The organism is Streptomyces sp. NPDC002958 (assembly GCF_055563255.1).
This window is the reverse complement of the sequence record NZ_JBVHDS010000001.1, coordinates 639485-656220: the sequence shown is the minus strand read 5'-3', so window position 1 is coordinate 656220 and position 16736 is coordinate 639485. Positions and strand designations below refer to the sequence as shown.

The window sequence follows — 16736 nt, the reverse complement described above, 5'->3', positions numbered from 1 at the left end:
GTGTCAGCCGCCGTAGCGGCGGTGGCGGGCCGCGTAGTCGCGCAGGGCGCGCAGGAAGTCGACGCGGCGGAAGGCCGGCCAGAAGACCTCGCAGAAGTAGTACTCGGAGTGCGCGCTCTGCCAGAGCATGAAGCCGGACAGCCGCTGCTCGCCGCTGGTACGGATCACCAGGTCCGGGTCGGGCTGGCCCCGGGTGTAGAGGTGCTCGGAGATCAGGTCGGTGGAGACGATCTCCGCCAGGTCCTCGAAGGACGTCCCCTTCGACGAGTGGTCGAGCAGCAGCGAGCGGACCGCGTCCGCGATCTCCTGGCGCCCGCCGTAGCCGACGGCGACATTGACCAGTATCCCGTCGACACCGGCCGTGGCCTGCTCGGCCTCCTTGAGGACGGTCTGGGTGTGGGCGGGCAGCAGATCGAGCGTGCCGACGTGGTGGACCCTCCAGCGCCCGTCCGCCGCGAGGCCACGCACGGTGTTCTCGATGATGCCGAGGAGCGGCGTCAGCTCGGACTCGGGCCGGTCGAAGTTGTCCGTCGAGAGCAGCCAGAGCGTGACGACCTCCACATCGGTCTCACTGCACCAGCCGAGCATCTCCTGGACCTTGTCCGCCCCGGCCTGGTGCCCCTGCGCGGCCGTGCCGCCGGATGCCTTCGCCCAGCGCCGGTTGCCGTCGAGGATGACGCCGATGTGCTTGGGCACCTGGGTGTGGTCGAGGCGGGCCTCCACCCGGCGCGCGTAGAGCCTGTACACCAGGTCGCGCAAGTTCACTGAGTTCACCTCTCGGTTCTGTGCGGGCCCGCCCGCCCCATTGCCCGGGGTCCGGGGTCGTCCCCTTGGGGACCGCCGCACTACTCCGCAGAGTCCATCGCCCCGCCGCGCCGTGGCATCCCCGAGGCCGCCACATTACTGCGCAGGCGGCGCACCGGCCCAACCCGGCCTGTCACAAGTGCATGATAAAGAGAGAAACGTGACTGATTCTCCTCTCTTCTATCGTGCTGCCGGTTCGCGCTACGACTCCATGGAGTACCGCCGCACCGGCCGCAGCGGTCTCAAGCTCCCGGCCGTCTCCCTCGGCCTGTGGCACAACTTCGGCGACGACCGCACACTGGACTCCCAACGGGCGATTCTGCGCCGCGCCTTCGATCTCGGGCTGACCCACTTCGATCTGGCCAACAACTACGGGCCGCCGCCCGGCTCCGCCGAGCTCAATTTCGGCAAGATATTCCGACAGGACTTCGCCCCGTACCGGGACGAGCTGATCATCTCCACCAAGGCCGGATACGACATGCACCCCGGCCCGTACGGCGAGTGGGGCTCCCGCAAGTATCTGCTGTCGTCGCTCGACGCCTCGCTGAAGCGGATGGGGCTCGACTACGTCGACATCTTCTACTCCCACCGCTTCGACCCGGACACTCCGCTGGAGGAGACGATGGGGGCGCTGGCCTCCGCCGTCCAGCAGGGCAAGGCGTTGTACGTAGGTGTGTCCTCGTACGACGCGGAGCAGACCGCCGAGGCGGCCCGGCTGCTCAAGGAGATGGGCGTACCGGCCCTGATCCACCAGCCGTCCTACTCGATGATCAACCGCTGGATCGAGGACGACGGGCTGCTCGACACCCTGGAGGCGGCCGGTATGGGCTGCATCTCCTTCGTGCCGCTCGCCCAGGGCCTGCTCACGAACAAGTATCTGACGGGCATCCCGGAGGGTTCGCGCGCCACCCAGGGCAAGTCCCTGGATCCCCGCCTGCTCTCCGACGAGGTGCTCCGCCGGCTGAACGGGCTGAACGACATCGCTCAGCGGCGCGGTCAGTCACTCGCCCAGCTGGCACTCGGCTGGGTGCTGCGGGACAACCGTATGACGTCGGCGCTGATCGGCGCCTCGAGCGTGAAGCAGCTGGAGGAGAACGTCGCGGCGCTCGCCGGACCGCCGCTGTCCGCCGAGGAGTTGAAGGAGATCGACACCTTCGCCGTCGACACCGCGGGCACCAACATCTGGGCCGGACGGAGCTGACCGGGGGCCTCCTTCGCGGGGCCGATACGCCGTCGGCACGCGGCCGTCACACGGTCCGCACAGCAGGCCCACAAAAAACGGGCCGGTCCGTGGGGGGGGATACGGACCGGCCCGAGGGGGGGTTTCCACCATAACCCTTCGTAAGTGATGCTGCGTGCCACGCCACTCCATAATTACTCTCCGGATTCACCGGACTCCGGTGCGAGCGCGGGGTCCGGCGGGGTCTCAGTGGCTGCCGACCGGCTTTACGCAGCCGGTTCCTTCGAGGTGGCGGCCTTGGGTCTCGGCCTTGACGAGCCCGTTGACGATGCCGTCCGGGGCCCCCGCCACACAGATCGGGCCGAGGTCGATGATGAATGCGTTGCGGTGGGGCCGAAGGTGCTGGTGAAGATGGTTTCGGGGCCGTATCCGAGACCGGCGAGTGACCTGGACCGGCGCGCCGCCACGGCACCCGTACACGAGGGGGCAAACACTGCCGGTCACGGCACTAGGTGGTCGCCGGCGCGCCCCGGTGGCCGTGGGTGAAGCGGATCGCCACGGTGTCGCCGCCGATGACGACGAAACGTCCGCCCTCGCACCGGATGACGGCCTCGTGCACCTCGCCCCTCTCGTCCCTGCGCTCCTCCGTGCGGGTGACGGTCCAGCCGCCGTCGGGCGGCTGCGGCAGGTTCGACACGGCGGCGAACTCCCACTGCCCCGACGGTACGCACCAATCGGGCAGCCGCGGCCAGGAGCCGGGGCCGACCTGCAGGGTCCAGTCGGAGGCGCAGGTCAGGAGTACCGACTGGCCTTCGGCCAGCAGGAATTCGACCGCTTCCGGCTCCCCCATCCGCCCCTCCGGCCGGTAGAAAATGCCGAGCACTCCGACGATGCGTGCTCCTGAGAGCCAGTCGGCCCTCCCCTGCCGCGGGACACGCGGTGCTTCCTCTTCGTTTCCCACCCTCATGACCGGTTCCCTCCCCATGCGCTCACCGTCCAGGGTCGCACCCTTCGGGCGAAAGCAGGGGGACGCAACCTACTCCGGTTTGCGGGCCTCGATCAGGAATCGAGTGGTATGGGCGACGAACGGCCCCTCGGTCTCGATCCGGTGGTGCAGCGCGGCCAGCCGCGGGCGGTACTCCTCGACGGTGAAGCCCGGCACCATCCAGATCACTTTCCGCAGGAAGTAGACGACGGCGCCGATGTCGAAGAACTCGGTACGCAGCGTCTCCATCCGCAGATCGACCACGTCGAGTCCGGCCGCCTCTGCTTCGGCCCGCGCCTTCTTGGGGTCACGGGCACCGCGCACCTCGGGCGACTGCGGGCCGAGGAAGTACTCGACGAGTTCGAAGACGCTGGCCGGGCCGACCTGTTGGGAGAAGTACGTGCCCCCGGGGGTGAGCACCCGTGCGATCTCCGCCCACCAGGTGGTCACCGGATGCCGACTGACCACCAGATCGAAGGCGTTGTCGCCGAACGGCAGCGGCGGCTCGTCCGCATCGGCGACCACGGCCGCGCCGAGCGGGTGCAGAAGGGCGGTGGCGCGGGCGATGTTCGGCGGCCAGGACTCGGTGGCGACGGTGAGCGGCGGCAGCTTCGGCGCGGAGGCGAGGACCTCGCCTCCTCCGGTCTGGATGTCGAGGGCGGCCCTGGCCCTTCCCAACCGGTCCGCCATGGCACGGGCGTAGCCCCAGGAGGGGCGCTGTTCGGTGGCCCGACCGTCGAGCCAGGAGAAGTCCCAGCCGTCGACGGAGACTGCGGCGGCCTCCGCGACGAGGGCATCGAACCGTGCGCGTTCTGCCGCTTGTTCGGGTGCTCCGGTCATGCGGGGATGGTGGCATCCGGAGCGTGACGGGCGCGACCTCATTTCGGCGGGGCCGACGGCCGGTAAGCCGAGCACGGATCAGGCGGCCGACCCGCCGAGGAGCATGCCCAGCAGCGCACCCGTGATCATGAACGGTCCGAACGGGATGCCGGTCTTGCGCCCGGCCCGTTTCAGGACCATCAGCCCGAATCCGTACACCGCACCGAGCAGGAACCCGGCGAAGCCTCCGGCGAACAGCACGGCCCAGCCGTACCAGCCGAGGGCCACTCCCAGCGACAGGGCGAGCTTGACGTCTCCGAAGCCCATTCCGTTCGGGTTGATGAGGAAGAGCAGGAAGTAGAAGGCGCCGAGGGCGGCTCCGCCGAGCAAAGCGGACAGCCAGGATCCGCCGTGCTCCGGGAGCAGCGCCACAACGCCCAGAAGGACGGTGACGGCTCCCGCGGCGGGCAGCGTGAGCCGGTCGGGCAGGCGGTGGACACGGCGGTCGATGGTCGCGAGGAGTACGCCGACGGGGGCCAGCAGCAGCCACACGGCGAGCTCGGGGCGGAGTCCGGTGGCCGCTGCGAGGGCGGCGCAGGCGAGCGCGGTGACGACGGGGACGAGGGCACCGGGGGCGTAGCGTGCCGCGGGCCGCGTGGGGTCCTCCCCGCCACTTCCGTGTCCCGGCTCGGCGCCCGCGGCGGTGGGTGCCGGCACCGACGCCGCACACGGGGCGCACCGGGTGGAGCCGAGCCAGCCGCGGGCGGCCCCGGTCAGGGCGTGGCCCGCAGGGCAGGTGTCCCGCCAGGCGTCCTCCGGTTCGACGGAGAACCGGTAGGCGGCGCGCGGGACCAGCAGTCCGGCCGCTGCGCCCCAGAGTGCGGCGAGCACTGTCAGCATGGCGTACACGGAGCCGACCCTAGGCGGGTGCCGGGCACGGGTCATGGGTCCGAGGGCCCACTGCGCACCGTTGAGGACCCAGCGGCCGTCACCGGGCGCTACCGTCTGGGCCATGGCTCAATGGCGCAATGGGAATGGAACGTTGACGGTCACCGATCCACAGGGAGGGCAGGAGCCGGAGATACCGCTGCGGATCGCGGCCTCGTACCGGACCCGGAGCCGGGGGCTGCTCGGGCAGGACGGGATCGACGGCGCCCTGCTGATCACCCCGTGCGGGAGTGTGCACACCTTCCGGATGCGGTTCACCATCGATGTGGCGTACCTGGACCGGAAGTTCAACGTGGTCGCCGTCCACACGATGAAGCCGGGCCGGCTCGGGATGCCGCGGTTGCGGGCCCGTCATGTGATCGAGTCGGAGGCCGGGGCGATGGAGAAGTGGGGGCTGCGGCCGGGGGTCCGGGTGCGGATCGTCCAGACGGAGGAGAGCCGGGGCTGAGAGCCTGTCGGGCGGCCGGGGGCTCTCATGCACAACAGGCGGCCGGGGGCTCTCATACACAAACGGCGGGCCGGGGGCCCTCATACACAACGCGCGGCCAAGGCGCCGTCACGTGACGGCGGCCCGGCCGCTCCTGCGCCTGTGACACCTCGGTCACACCCGTCCAGGGAGACACGGTGGCCGGGCACGATCACCTTCCGGTGGTGGCCCTCGCTCACGGCGGGCCGGAGCCCAGCAGTGTCCACGCCCCGTAGGCCGCCGAAGCCACCGCGAGCACGGCGACGACCGTCACCGTACGGGCCGTGGTGCGCAGCCGCAGCAGCGCGACGGCGGGCGGGAGGAGCAGCGGGAACGCGGGCATGATCAGCCGCGGCCTGGATCCGAAGTACCCGGAGCCGATCAGCGCGATGACGACGACCGCGATGCAGTAGACGAGTACGGGGAGCGGCTGGCGCTGCCGTACGCACAGGAACACCACCCATCCCAGGCCCACCAGCGCCAAGGACAGCCCGAGCGCGCCGGGCAGCGGCAGCCCGAGGATGAACGAGGCGAGCGCCACACCTCCGTCGATGCTGTTGCCCCACTGCGCCTGGACGTCGAAGTACGCGAACGGGCTGCCCTCCCGTACGGCGACGAACGCCACGTACGCGAGCCAGCCCAGCGGTGCGAGTGCGGTGCCGGTCAGCATCCGCGCATTGCGGCGGACGATGCCGTCCGTCCGGCCTGCCCGGTACTCCCGTACGAGCGTGACCGCGGCGGTGATCGCGAGGGCGGCGATGAGCGCGGCCGCGGTGGGCCTGGTCAGCCCGGCGAGTACGCACAGGGCGCCCGCCACGATCCAGCGCCGGGTCAGTGCGGCGTACAGCGCCCAGGCGGCGAACGCGGTGAACAGAGTCTCGGTGTACGCCATCGACTGGACGAACGCCGTCGGGTACACGCCCCACAGCGCGGCCAGCAGCACCCCGGCCCGGCGTCCGTACAGCCGCGCCCCGACCGCGTAGATCCCCCAGGCGGCGAAGAGCGCGGCGACCCAGGCGACCAGCAGTCCGGCGCCCGCGAGGGAGAGCGGGGTCAGCTCGGCGATGCCACGCTCCAGGGCGGGCAGCAGGGGGAAGAAGGCCAGGTCGGAGTGGACGTCGCCGTTCGGGAGGGTGACGGTGTAGCCGTAGCCGTTCTCGGCGATCCGCTGGTACCAGACGGAGTCCCAGCGCTCGCCGAGGAGGTGGAAGGCGCTCTTCCCGGCGTCGGACGCGGCGGCGGCGAGGACGACGAGTCCGATCAGGCGCACGGCCGCGTACGCCCCGAGGGCCGGTGCCGCCGCCGCGAGGGCCCCGGCGAGGCGGCCACGGACCGGGGGCCGCGAGCTCTTCGGCGGCTGCGACTGCGTTCGGCGGCTGCGCTGTCGCACGGGCTGCTGTGCGGGGGCGGTGGCCTGAGCGGCCGGATCGTCGTCGGACATACTGCCGATTATCTCCGCGGCAGGTGGCCACGCCCGCAGCGGGACGGGCAGCGGCGCCGGCCCGGCCGCTGAATGTGCTGCCGTACGTATTCGTCGGCGCGCTGGTCGTCGGCGTCGCCGTGCTACGGGTGCGGAAGCCGGAGGTCGCCGAACGCGCGGCACCGTTCGCGGACGCCCTGGGCTGCCCCGCACCGCCTCTCCCCGATGCCCGGCTCCCCCGCACCCCGCGGGCGGAGCCGGGCATCGCTCGTTGGGCCCGGCTTTGGGGCCAAGGGCCCGGGCCACCCGGCCCGTGCACCCGTACGCTCACGCCACAGCCGAAGACAGAACTACGGGCACAGGCAAGGCAATTGGGCGTCGGAGAGGAAGAACCGTGACTGGTGGCGGGGGCTGGGAAAGCGGAAGCGCGGGCCACATACCACCGGGGAGCGGGGGTGGCGGTTCCGGCGCGAGCGGTGGCGTGTTCTTCGCGCTGACCCGTAGTTGGGCGGCCGGTGCCCTGGTCTACATCGCCGCCGGATATCTGGTGTCGCGGGGGCTCGTCGAGATGCTCGCCACCGAAGAACGGCTCGAAAGCTTCGGCTGGCGCCTGGCCCTGCTGCACGTACCGAACGTCATCACGACCGTGCTCACGGTCCTGGCCTCGGCCCGGGTCCTGCCCGACGAACGGCGTGAGTCCCGCCTGCTGACCCTGCTCGCCTCCCTGGGTGTTCCGCTGGCCGCGCTCGCCTACGGATTCACCGTGTCCTGGCATCTCGTGGACTTCGAGGGCACGTTGATGCCGATCGTCGCGCTGGCGACCGGTTCGGCCGTGGGTCTGGCCGTCGACCGGCTGCTGGACGACCGCGACGAACAGGAGCCCGCGCCGTACACCCCGTACTCCTGGCGGGACGGCGGAGCCACCGCCCTGGAGTACCTCGGGGTGATCGTCCTCGTCGTCACGATGATCGGCGCGATGGCCATGGCGGGTGTCGGCGGGCAGATCGGGGAACGCATCCGCTGCGCGATCAACGCGATGGTCGGCGGCAGTTCCGGCTGTTCCACGAGCGGCGGGAACACCTCCGCGCAGCCGAAGACGGACGCCGACTACGAGCCCAAGATGTGCCAGGTCTCCAGCATCTCCGACACCGTCGGCGGCAAGGTCAAGATCGGCTGGTTCGAGTGGGGCAACGAGTACGGCTTCCAGCAGAAGGTCAGCCAGGCAAAGACCGATGTGAACGAGGACGGCAAGGTCGACGAGAACGACAAGCTGGTCTACATGACGTTCACGGACGCCGCATCGGCCGGCGCCACCGCCGGCACCCCCGGCGTGAAGCTCGGCAAGCTGGGCAAGGCCGATGTGGACGTCGGCGGCGGCATCAAGATCACCAACGGTGACACCTGGGTCTTCAAGAGCGAGGAGGACGCCAAGAAGATGCGGGACGACATCGAGGAAATGAAGATGTGGGAGACCTCCACCAAGTACAGCGGCGGCTACGGCGGCGGCTGGTACTCCGGGATGAAGTGGGCCGACAAGAAGAAGGACGTCGAGAACAAGATCGGGGACAAGAAGATCTCCTACTCGACCATCGGCCTCAACGCGTACGCCGACGGCGGTCTCTCCATCAGCGCGGGCGACGAGTCCGGGCTCGGCGCGAAGCTCGGCGGCAAGGCGAAGTTCTCCCCCGAAGTGACCATCACCAAGGACGACGTCAACGGCAACGAGTCGTACACGTACACCGCCAAGCTCGAACTGGAGGGCAAGGCCGGCGGTTCGGCCGGTCCGCTCGGCGGCACGGCCGTCGTGAAGGACAGCCGGACCGGGGCGGTCACCGTCACCCGCGACCAGAAGACCGGCAAGATCGTCCGTATCGACATGACCCGGACCGCCGACAACGGCTCGACGTCCGGCAAGGGGGACGTCAAGGGCGACAACGGCGAGAAGGGCAAGGACAAGCGCGGCGGCAAGGTCGGCGGCACCGACTCCTCCGGCGAGACCGGCATCGAGGTCCTGACGAACTCGATCATCTTCGGCAAGGAAGTGGACCTGGCCACCGAGGACAAGCGGGCCGTCGCCGAGCAGTGGCTGAACGGCTCCGGCAACAACACCGCCCCGTTCGAGTACCTGTTCGGCGATCACTCCCTGCAGCAGAAGCCCACCGGAACCGACCCGTTCGACCAGTTGATGTTCGAGGACGGTCTGTCGAGCACCATGAAGTACCACGGTGAGACGGACGCCCAGGAGTTCGGCTTCGAGGTTTCGCTCGGCATGAGTCTGGGATTCTCCCTCTCGGACGAGCACAAGCAGGAGTCACTGACAAACGCACGGTTCCTCGGGGCTCCGCAGGGCGACAAGCGCTCGTACCTTCCGTACAGCTACTGCGCGAAGTAGTTCGTACCTCGGGTACGGCTACGGTGCGCGGCAACCACGCACGACGACGAGGCGATAGGCGAATGACGACGACGATGAAGATGTCCCGGGCCATCGGCGCAGCTGCTGCCGCCGCCGTCGGCCTCACCCTGCTCACCGGCTGCGGCGGCGGGGACGCCGCCGCGGTCCCGGAGGGCTGGGGCGAGCTCGACACCAAGAGCCTCTCCGTCGGCTATCCCGAGAGCAAGGGCTATAAGGAGCAGCCCGCGGCCGACCGTGCCGAGGCCAACGCCGCCGTCGCACTCAAGGAGGAGGCCGGGCTGCGCACCGGCATGGTCTCCGTGCAGCTCGACTTCGCCACGGGCGTGGACGACGCGGGTGAGGCAGCGGCTGCGGCAGGTGCCGGTATTGGTCTCGGGGCGACCCGAAAGGAAACCGCGGACGTGCGGCTCTCAGGTGCGGAGAGCTCCCGTGAGGCGCGCAGGATCGACTACGACTTCACGTCGAGCGGCAAGGAGCGGACCCCGGCGCCGGGCACCCCGATGACGGGGGTCGTGGTGGCGGGCGTCGATTCGAAGGATGTGCCGTTCGTGGTCCGGATCAGCGCGGTGAAGGGCTCGCTGAGCCGGCAGGACCTCGACGCGTTCGTCGAGTCGATCACGGTCAAGTAGGCCGTGCGATGCGGGGTGGCTCCGACGGGGCGTACGGGCGGTACGTCTGTCAGAACTTGTCCCGGTCGTACGGCACCGGGATCGGCTCCAGTGCCCCGGCCGCCCGCAGTTCCCCGTCGGCCTCGACGATCGCCTCGACGCTCGGCACGGTCGTACCGCCCCGGGTGAGGTCGATGACCAGGCCACCGGTCGCGGCACGGGTGTACGTGCCGTCGAGCCCTTCGGGTGCCGACGCAGCCCGCCCGGCGGAGAGGTAGACCGCTCGGCCGCATCGGGGATGGGAATTCGCGAGGTCGAACTCATCGGACACGGCCCGATACTCGGACTTGTTGTACACCTGGCCGGCGTCGATGTCCCAGGCCTCGGCAATGACGCGAAGCATCTCGGGGGCGCGCCGAATCACCTCTGCCGATTCCTCCACCTCTCGGGAGCGGAAGGTGACCGCGAGGGAGTTCGTGACCCACGGGGACGTGCCTCCGGCGTGAACGGCCACGGTCGCACGCGGCATCCCCGGGTTCTGTGCCCAGAGCGAGGACGTCACTCCGATCACGCCGATGTCCGGCGCCACGTTCTTCCGCTCGATGTATGCGGTCAGTGCGCCGGCCGAGGGTTCCAGGACGGGGTCCGATGCGACACCGTCCTCCGACTCGTGCCATACGTCGAACGTCGGACCGTCGATGTCCTTGAGCGCGTTCAGAGTGGTCAGCCAGCGTTCGGCGACCGCTGATGTGTTCTCTTCGCGGACGCCCCACAGGCCATTGACCACGACGTACAACACGGCTTTCCCTTCAGCCCTTGCTTTCCGTTCCCGCCTGTCGCGGGCCGCACGGTCGGCCGGCCCGTTCTCCGGCGCGCCCCACCGTGCTCAGCCCGTCACATCACCAGGCGTGTGGATCACCTTAACGTTGATGCCCCGGGACTCGAACATTTCCCTGGCCGCCTCCGCGACGTCCGGATCGGACAGGTGCCATTCGACCGGCTTCCCACGCGCCGCATCCACTTGCCGGTTGGCTTGATCCGCCCACCGATCCGCAACCTTCGGGGTGAGTTCGCCGGTCTCGGCGTTGTAGAAGTCCTTGCCCTTGTACCCGTGCTTCGCCTCCAGGTAGGTGCCGCGCGAGGCGTCCCAGCCGTCGAAGTCGACCGGCTTCCCCGTGAGCTTGTCCAGCGGAACCCGGTACTCCTTTCCGCGGCCCACCTTGGAGATCTGCTCCTGATAACGGGCACCCATTTCGGTCGGGTAGTTCCAGACGCCCGGCTTGATTTCCTGCCAGTTGCCTTCCCCGCCGTCCTTCGCCCCGGCGGGCGGGTCCTTCAGGTCCTTGTACCAGGCCGGCTTCGGTTCGTTCTGAGCACGCTCCAGGTTCTGCCGCCGCTTGGCCGCGTCGGCCGCCTTCTTCGCCTCATCAGCCAGCCTCTGGGCCTCGTCGGCGGCCGCCTTCTGCTCCGGGTCGACCTCGTCGCAGCCGCCCTTGGCCAGCAGCCCGACCGGTACCGCGGTGCGCGCTCCGGCCAGGACGCCGGTGCCGGAGCCCGGCAGGCCCATGCCCGGCAGGCCGGTGCCCGCGCCTTCGCCTTCGCCTTCGCCTTCGCCTGCGTACGGGACGCGTACGTGGCCGCCCATGCCGACGGTGCAGCCCTTGAGGCCGGCCTGCTCGGCCATGTCGTCGGCGTGCCGCTGCGCTTCCTGCGCGGCCTTCTCCGCGCCCGCGACATCGCCCGCCTTGGCCGCCTTCTTCGCCCTGTTCGCGGCATCCGACGCCTTCTCGGCCACTTCGCCGAGCTTGCCGAGTTTCCCGAGCTTGCCCAGTTTTCCGAACTTGCCGACGAGCTTCGCCTCGCCGTAGCCGGGGATGAACAGCGAGCCGATGTTCCAGAGGCCGGTGCCGATCGCCTGGCCCTCGTTGCCCTTCTTCCACATGTCGCGGACGTCGTCGCCGATGAACATGTCGTCGAGGACCTTCACCCCGGTGCCACCGGACGCCTTGGTCCAGTCCCAGACCGCACCGAGGTAGTCGCCCTTGGACCACTTGTCCCCGGCATCCTTGGCGTCCTGGCTCCACTGGTCGCCGAGGCTCTTGCCGTAGTCCTTCAGGCCGTCCCACGCCTCACCCGGGTGGATGATCGTGTCGAAGGTGCCGGTGATGTCGCCCCACAGCCCGTCGCCGACCAGGCCCGTGAAGAAGCCTCCGGTCTGGTGAGCGGCGCAGGAGAAGAACGCGCCGACTCCGGAGGTGCAGCTCTCGCCGGGCTGCTCGCCGCCGTTGTCGCCGTTGTCGCCGTCGTCGCCGTCGTCGCCGTCGTCCTGGCCGTCGCCACCGTCCGGCTCCCCGGAGGTGTCCACGTCGTCGCCACCGTCGTCGACCTGGGTGGCGGTGTCGCCTCCGCCGGAACCGCCGGAGCCGGAACCGCCGGCCGCGTCGGAGCCACCGGCCGCGCCCGACCCACCGGAACCGGACCCGGAACCGGACTCGCCGGAACCGGAGCCTCCCGAGCTGGCCCCGCCGGAGCCCGTACCGCCGGTGGCAACCGACCCGCCCGAATCCGTACCACCGGACGCAGCCGTCCCACCCGAATCCGATCCACCCGAGTCCGGTCCGCCCGAGTCCGATCCAGTGCCCCCGGACCCCGCCGTACCCCCGGAATGCTCCCCGCCCCCCGCCACCACATCGCCCCCGGGCGCAGGGCACGCGCTCCCGGTCAGCTGGCAGATCGCGTTCCGTAGCTCACCGGTGATCTGGGCGCCGATCCCCGTGGCGACGAGTCCGCCTATGAGGGCCACGACCACCAGGACCATGCCCAGGTATTCCATCGCGGTCTGGCCGCCGTCGTCGCGGCGCCACTTGATCATCCGCGCGATGCTGAACGACCGGTGCGGCAACCGCTGTTCGAGGGGAAGCTCGAACCAGTCGCGTGAACTCGGCCGGAACAGCAGGACGATGACGGCAACAGGCATCACCAGCTGCGTCACGCCTCGCCCGCCGCCCTCGCCGAGGGTCGCCAGTGCGCCGAAAGTGAGCCAGACGTGTGCGGCCAAAAGTCCGCGCCAGACCCAGATGCCGCCGGTCCGCAAATACAGCGAGAGCACGAATGCGGTCACGCTCGGCAGCGCCGCGTACAGCAGCAACCCCAGCAGTTGGCCGTCGACCTCATTGACCGCCGACGCCACCGTCAGCACACCGACGCCGCCCAGGACCGCGGCCGCGAAGAGGATCTGGACGAGGATCAGCACCGCCTGCAACGGGCGCGGCAGCGGTTGCCTGCCCTGCCGCGCCACGGCGGCACCTCCACCGGCGACACCTCCACCGGCGCCACCAGAATCCGCAAATCCGCCTATGCCAGACACGACGAGTCCCCCAGCTTGCCGGTGTACAGCCACAGTTCAGCCACTCCACCCATCCGACCACATCGGCGCCCTTCGGACATGGGCCTCAGGGCCCAATACAAGGCTCAACGTTGCAGATTCCGGCAGGAGTTGCGGATATCCAGCGAACAAGGACCCGCCGCGCCACTACCGACTGGGGACCTCGCTCCCGAACAGCATCCACGGCGACTGGTCGAATGAGGCCACTCCGGACAACTGCGGCTGCATCGCGGCGATTTCATGCCGTACGGCAAGCGTGTCAGGCCAACTGTCGAAGAATGTGGTGCCGTTGATGACCACACCGCTCCAATCGGTCGCCGCGGAGGCGCCCTCCCGGTCGACCACAAAGCCGATACAGAGCACGGAAGCCCGCCCTATCGCCTCCCTGATCGCCCGCGCAGCCACCTCCTGCTCGTCCCACGTCAGCCGCCCGAATCCGAATTCGAGCGCGACGACTCCGTCCCCCATCCGCCGGATGCGCGCGCGCACGTCGGTTCCGCTGTTCACCCACAGCAGGAAGTCGACCTTGTCGATCCGTTGCAGGCCGGCCAGGAGTACGAGTTGCTCCCTGGTCACCCACGAAGGAGTGCCCCACGGATCCGGCCCCGGGCCGAGGAGCGTGACCCGCCTCGTGACGGGGTGGCTGAGCCGCAGTCCCGCCGCGTCGAGATCGCCGAAGAGCGACTCGGCATCCGGGCGGCTCCAGCCGAGGTGGTACGAGTAGAAGAAACCGTCACTCATCGACACATCACCCCATGAAAGTGTGGACACTCCGCTTCGGACGGACAGCATCGGATGAGAGGTGACCGCCCAGCGGAAACAGGTGGAGCGTGCAGTTCCATGCGCGTATGGGCACGCCGGACAGACGCCTGTAGCGGGCGCCGGGTCGGTGTGCTCACGGTTGGTCACATAGGAGCGTAATGAGCCCCGCCCGCCCGGGCTTGGGCCCACGGACCCAGGTGCGGGCCCCAATGAAACAACGTGATGGACAGGGGGCCGACGATCGTAGATCGTGTACGTCGATGACACGCACCGATTCGCCTCCCGCATGGGACGAGCGCACCCAGCTGGCCACCTTCCTCGACTACGCCCGCGACACCGCACGCGCGAAGTGCGAGGGTGTCTCGCCGGACGATGCCCGCCGGGCCCCGCTGCCCGGCTCCCCCCTGATGACGGTCTCCGGGCTGATCAACCACCTCAGTTGGGTCGAGTACTACTGGTTCGAGGTGGCCTTCCTCGGCGGCGAGGACCAAGGGCCGTGGACGGACGAGGACCCCGACCGTGAGATGCGCATCGCGGTGGACATGCCGCTCGCCGACGTGCTGTCGCAGTACGAGGAACGGACCACCCGCTACCGCGAACTGGTCGCCTCCCACGATCTGGACACGCCGGCCAAACGCCCGCGCAGTGACGGCCGGTACCCCGATCTGCGCTGGATCGTTCTGCATCTGATCGAGGAGACCGCCCGGCACAACGGCCACCTCGACGTGATCCGGGAGATCGTCGACGGCACCACCGGCGTCTAAGTGCCGTGACCGGGAAGGGTTGCCGGGTTGGGTGGCCTGAACCTGTTGTCAGAGCCTGCCGATAGCGTGCCGGCGACCAGATCCGACTCCTCTCCGGGAGAACCGTGGACATCCTGCTCATCGCCGGCCTGTGGCTCGACGGATCCGCATGGGACGATGTCGTGCCCGAACTCACCGCGCTCGGCCACCGTCCCGTACCGCTCACTCTCCCCGGCCAGGGCGACGGCACCACCTCCGCGACGCTTGACGACCAGCTGGCTTCAGTGCTCGCCGCCGTTGACGCGATGCCGGGGAAGCCCCTGGTGGTGGGGCACTCCGCCGCGTCGAGTCTGGCCTGGCTGGCCGCCGACGCGCGACCGGAGAAGGTGGCCAAGGTCGCGCTGATCGGCGGCTTTCCCGCGGCCGACGGGCGGGCTTACGCCGATTTCTTCGCGATTGAGAGCGGAGCCATGCCCTTCCCGGGCTGGGGCCCCTTCGAGGGAGCGGACTCCGCCGACCTGGACCAGGAGACCCGGCACCGCCTTGCGTCCGCCGCCATTCCTGTCCCCGAGGGGGTCGCCAGGGGGGTCATGCGCCTGACCGACGAGCGCCGCTTCGACGTCCCCGTCGTGATCGTCTGCCCCGAGTTCACCCCCGCCCAGGCCAAGGAGTGGATCGCCGCCGGCGAGAGCCCCGACCTCGCCCGCGCCACCCGCCTTGAGTACGTGGACCTCGACTCGGGCCACTGGCCGATGGCCACCCGCCCCCGCGAGCTTGCCCGCGTCCTGGCGGAGGCCGCGAGCTTGTAGTGCTGTGGCCCCCGGGTCGGGTGGTCAGGCTGCTGCCGGTAGTGGTCTGCCACCCCAGCGGAAGCCCCTTTCGCTGCGAATGCGGGCGCGTTCCTTGCGTTGGGCGGCGAGTATGTCCGGGTGGCGGGGGTGCACATCGGTCGCCCGCATTCGTTTCCCGTCCGCCTACCCCATCCCGGCGATACGGGGTGCGATGCGTTCGGCGACCTGGTGGGTGAAGCTGACCGGGTGCCGGTCCGGAAGCACCTGGATCTCGCTGACGCCCAGGTCCGCGTACGCCTCCGCGTCGGCGAGGAACGCGTCCGGTTTGTCCAGCACCGGGCCGTTGTACATCACGGTCTTCGCGATGGCGTCGTAGTCACGGTCCTCCGCGGCGCAGTGCGCGCGCAGCACATCGAGCTTGTGGGCCACTTCTTCCTGGCCAGTGGCGAACAGATTGCAGGCGTCCGCGTAGCGGGCGGCCAGGAGCAGGGTCTTCTTCTCACCGCCGCCGCCGATCATGATCGGCGGCCGTTCGCCGATCGGCTCGGGCACGCAGAGCGTCTCGGCCAGCCGGTAATGATGCCCCCGGAACGGGCCGTTGTCGTCGCTCCACATCTGGAGGCAGATCAGGATCGTCTCCTCCAGCCGCTCGAACCGCTCGGCGACCGGAACCACCGGCACTCCGAGCCCGTACTGCTCCCGCTCGTACCAGGAGGCACCGATGCCCAGCCGGGCCCTGCCGCCCGACAGCACGTCGAGGCTGGTGACGATCTTCGCCAGCAGCCCGGGGTGGCGGTACATCACACCCGTGACCATCAGGCCGAGCGTCATGCGTTCGCTCACCGCCGCCACATAGCCGAGCGTGGTGTACCCCTCCAGCATCGGGTCGTCGGCGACGGTCTGCCCGGTCTCCATCTGGAAGTAGTGATCCATCACGGTGAACGACGAGATCCCGGCCTGTTCGGCGATCCGCACCGACTCCGCGAGCGTCGGCGCGATGAGCGCGGGGTCGGCCGGTGTCGAGTAGTTCCAGTAGTGCAGGCCGAGCTTCACGGCCGACCTCCGCAGGTCGAGGGAGAGCAGGCCGGGACGGCGTTGCCGTCCCGGCCCGAGTGTTCAGCTGGACTCGTGCTTGGCGTACTCGCTCTGCACTGCGTCGGCGTTCACGTACTCGCGGTCGGGCATGTTCTTCGCGACCGTGGCGCGATCCGTGAGCCCGTTCGCGACGAAGTGGGAGACGACCTGCTCCTTCGTCGCCGGGAACTTCAACCGCTTCAGGTCCGCCCGCAGGTTCGACCCGTTCGTTCCATAGATTTCCACCAAGGCTCTCAGCCTCCGAATCCACCGACACGGCTACCCTGTGTAGCCATGAATCACGCTACGCGAGGGCGGGGTCGTCGGCATTTCGGGAG

General features: G+C 69.6%; 17 protein-coding genes. 7 read left to right on the top strand and 10 right to left on the bottom strand.

The window, feature by feature from the left end; translation table 11 throughout:
- Positions 1 to 3 precede the first annotated feature (3 nt).
- Entirely contained in the window at positions 4 to 765 is a 762-nt protein-coding gene (locus ACZ3IC_RS03095) for an isoprenyl transferase (protein WP_467411917.1), read from the bottom strand.
- Between the two features lie 199 nt (positions 766 to 964).
- Between ACZ3IC_RS03095 and mgrA the strand changes: the two genes are divergently transcribed.
- Entirely contained in the window at positions 965 to 2005 is a 1041-nt protein-coding gene (mgrA, locus tag ACZ3IC_RS03090) for an L-glyceraldehyde 3-phosphate reductase (RefSeq protein ID WP_467411915.1), read from the top strand.
- 487 nt (positions 2006 to 2492) lie between these two features.
- Here mgrA and ACZ3IC_RS03085 read toward each other — a convergent pair whose 3' ends face one another.
- The 3 genes from ACZ3IC_RS03085 to ACZ3IC_RS03075 all read right to left on the bottom strand — a co-directional run bounded on the left by ACZ3IC_RS03085 (position 2493) and on the right by ACZ3IC_RS03075 (position 4697).
- Entirely contained in the window at positions 2493 to 2951 is a 459-nt protein-coding gene (locus ACZ3IC_RS03085; protein WP_467411913.1) for a hypothetical protein, read from the bottom strand.
- 69 nt (positions 2952 to 3020) lie between these two features.
- Positions 3021 to 3809 (bottom strand): class I SAM-dependent methyltransferase, encoded by a 789-nt coding sequence (locus tag ACZ3IC_RS03080; protein ID WP_467411911.1) that lies wholly within the window; start codon positions 3807 to 3809, stop codon positions 3021 to 3023.
- Positions 3810 to 3887: 78 nt separating this feature from the next.
- Positions 3888 to 4697 (bottom strand): prepilin peptidase, encoded by an 810-nt coding sequence (locus ACZ3IC_RS03075; RefSeq protein WP_467412126.1) that lies wholly within the window; start codon positions 4695 to 4697, stop codon positions 3888 to 3890.
- Positions 4698 to 4800: 103 nt separating this feature from the next.
- On the opposite strand from ACZ3IC_RS03075, the gene ACZ3IC_RS03070 reads away from it, so the two are divergent.
- Positions 4801 to 5184, top strand: a complete 384-nt coding sequence (locus ACZ3IC_RS03070) for a DUF192 domain-containing protein (protein WP_467411910.1) — start codon at positions 4801 to 4803, stop codon at positions 5182 to 5184.
- A gap of 214 nt (positions 5185 to 5398) precedes the next feature.
- Here ACZ3IC_RS03070 and ACZ3IC_RS03065 read toward each other — a convergent pair whose 3' ends face one another.
- On the bottom strand, positions 5399 to 6643 hold the full coding sequence (locus ACZ3IC_RS03065; RefSeq protein WP_467411907.1) for a glycosyltransferase family 39 protein: 1245 nt from the start codon (positions 6641 to 6643) through the stop codon (positions 5399 to 5401).
- Between the two features lie 23 nt (positions 6644 to 6666).
- Here ACZ3IC_RS03065 and ACZ3IC_RS03060 point away from each other — a divergent pair, with 23 nt between their 5' ends.
- The 3 genes from ACZ3IC_RS03060 to ACZ3IC_RS03050 all read left to right on the top strand — a co-directional run bounded on the left by ACZ3IC_RS03060 (position 6667) and on the right by ACZ3IC_RS03050 (position 9664).
- Positions 6667 to 7020, top strand: a complete 354-nt coding sequence (locus ACZ3IC_RS03060) for a hypothetical protein (RefSeq protein WP_467411906.1) — start codon at positions 6667 to 6669, stop codon at positions 7018 to 7020.
- The gene (locus ACZ3IC_RS03055) at positions 7017 to 9014 is read left to right on the top strand and encodes a hypothetical protein (RefSeq protein ID WP_467411904.1); all 1998 of its coding nucleotides are present in this window, start codon (positions 7017 to 7019) and stop codon (positions 9012 to 9014) included. Before ACZ3IC_RS03060 ends, ACZ3IC_RS03055 begins: the two co-directional genes overlap by 4 nt.
- 62 nt (positions 9015 to 9076) lie before the next feature.
- Entirely contained in the window at positions 9077 to 9664 is a 588-nt protein-coding gene (locus ACZ3IC_RS03050; protein WP_467411902.1) for a hypothetical protein, read from the top strand.
- A 49-nt stretch (positions 9665 to 9713) separates the two neighbouring features.
- On the opposite strand, the gene ACZ3IC_RS03045 is transcribed toward ACZ3IC_RS03050, so the two are convergent.
- The 3 genes from ACZ3IC_RS03045 to ACZ3IC_RS03035 form a co-directional block, all read right to left on the bottom strand.
- Entirely contained in the window at positions 9714 to 10442 is a 729-nt protein-coding gene (locus ACZ3IC_RS03045; protein WP_467411900.1) for an Imm52 family immunity protein, read from the bottom strand.
- Positions 10443 to 10529: 87 nt separating this feature from the next.
- The gene (locus tag ACZ3IC_RS03040; RefSeq protein ID WP_467411899.1) at positions 10530 to 12941 is read right to left on the bottom strand and encodes a Tox-REase-5 domain-containing protein; all 2412 of its coding nucleotides are present in this window, start codon (positions 12939 to 12941) and stop codon (positions 10530 to 10532) included.
- Between the two features lie 234 nt (positions 12942 to 13175).
- On the bottom strand, positions 13176 to 13769 hold the full coding sequence (locus ACZ3IC_RS03035) for a hypothetical protein (protein WP_467411897.1): 594 nt from the start codon (positions 13767 to 13769) through the stop codon (positions 13176 to 13178).
- Positions 13770 to 14050: 281 nt separating this feature from the next.
- Here ACZ3IC_RS03035 and ACZ3IC_RS03030 point away from each other — a divergent pair, with 281 nt between their 5' ends.
- Both ACZ3IC_RS03030 and ACZ3IC_RS03025 read left to right on the top strand, forming a co-directional pair.
- Positions 14051 to 14554: a DinB family protein gene (locus ACZ3IC_RS03030; RefSeq protein ID WP_467411896.1), complete on the top strand. Its 504-nt coding sequence runs from the start codon at positions 14051 to 14053 to the stop codon at positions 14552 to 14554.
- Positions 14555 to 14658: 104 nt separating this feature from the next.
- Complete coding sequence (locus ACZ3IC_RS03025; protein WP_467411894.1) at positions 14659 to 15342, top strand: alpha/beta fold hydrolase; 684 nt, start codon at positions 14659 to 14661, stop codon at positions 15340 to 15342.
- Between the two features lie 165 nt (positions 15343 to 15507).
- On the opposite strand, the gene ACZ3IC_RS03020 is transcribed toward ACZ3IC_RS03025, so the two are convergent.
- Together ACZ3IC_RS03020 and ACZ3IC_RS03015 are read right to left on the bottom strand one after the other, a co-directional pair.
- Positions 15508 to 16377 carry an LLM class F420-dependent oxidoreductase gene (locus tag ACZ3IC_RS03020; protein ID WP_467411892.1) on the bottom strand — a complete coding sequence of 290 codons (870 nt, stop codon included), beginning with the start codon at positions 16375 to 16377 and terminating at the stop codon, positions 15508 to 15510.
- 63 nt (positions 16378 to 16440) lie between these two features.
- Complete coding sequence (locus ACZ3IC_RS03015; protein ID WP_467412123.1) at positions 16441 to 16644, bottom strand: DUF2795 domain-containing protein; 204 nt, start codon at positions 16642 to 16644, stop codon at positions 16441 to 16443.
- Between the last annotated feature and the right edge of the window lie 92 nt (positions 16645 to 16736).

Excerpts from the sequence above, each read along its gene's own strand:
- ACZ3IC_RS03085 (WP_467411913.1), bottom strand. The coding sequence starts at position 2,951 with ATGAGGGTGGGAAACGAAGAGGAAGCACCGCGTGTCCCGCGGCAGGGG.
- ACZ3IC_RS03080 (WP_467411911.1), bottom strand. The coding sequence starts at position 3,809 with ATGACCGGAGCACCCGAACAAGCGGCAGAACGCGCACGGTTCGATGCC.
- ACZ3IC_RS03070 (WP_467411910.1), top strand. The coding sequence starts at position 4,801 with ATGGCTCAATGGCGCAATGGGAATGGAACGTTGACGGTCACCGATCCA.
- ACZ3IC_RS03065 (WP_467411907.1), bottom strand. The coding sequence starts at position 6,643 with ATGTCCGACGACGATCCGGCCGCTCAGGCCACCGCCCCCGCACAGCAG.
- ACZ3IC_RS03050 (WP_467411902.1), top strand. The coding sequence starts at position 9,077 with ATGACGACGACGATGAAGATGTCCCGGGCCATCGGCGCAGCTGCTGCC.
- ACZ3IC_RS03035 (WP_467411897.1), bottom strand. The coding sequence starts at position 13,769 with ATGAGTGACGGTTTCTTCTACTCGTACCACCTCGGCTGGAGCCGCCCG.
- ACZ3IC_RS03030 (WP_467411896.1), top strand. The coding sequence starts at position 14,051 with ATGACACGCACCGATTCGCCTCCCGCATGGGACGAGCGCACCCAGCTG.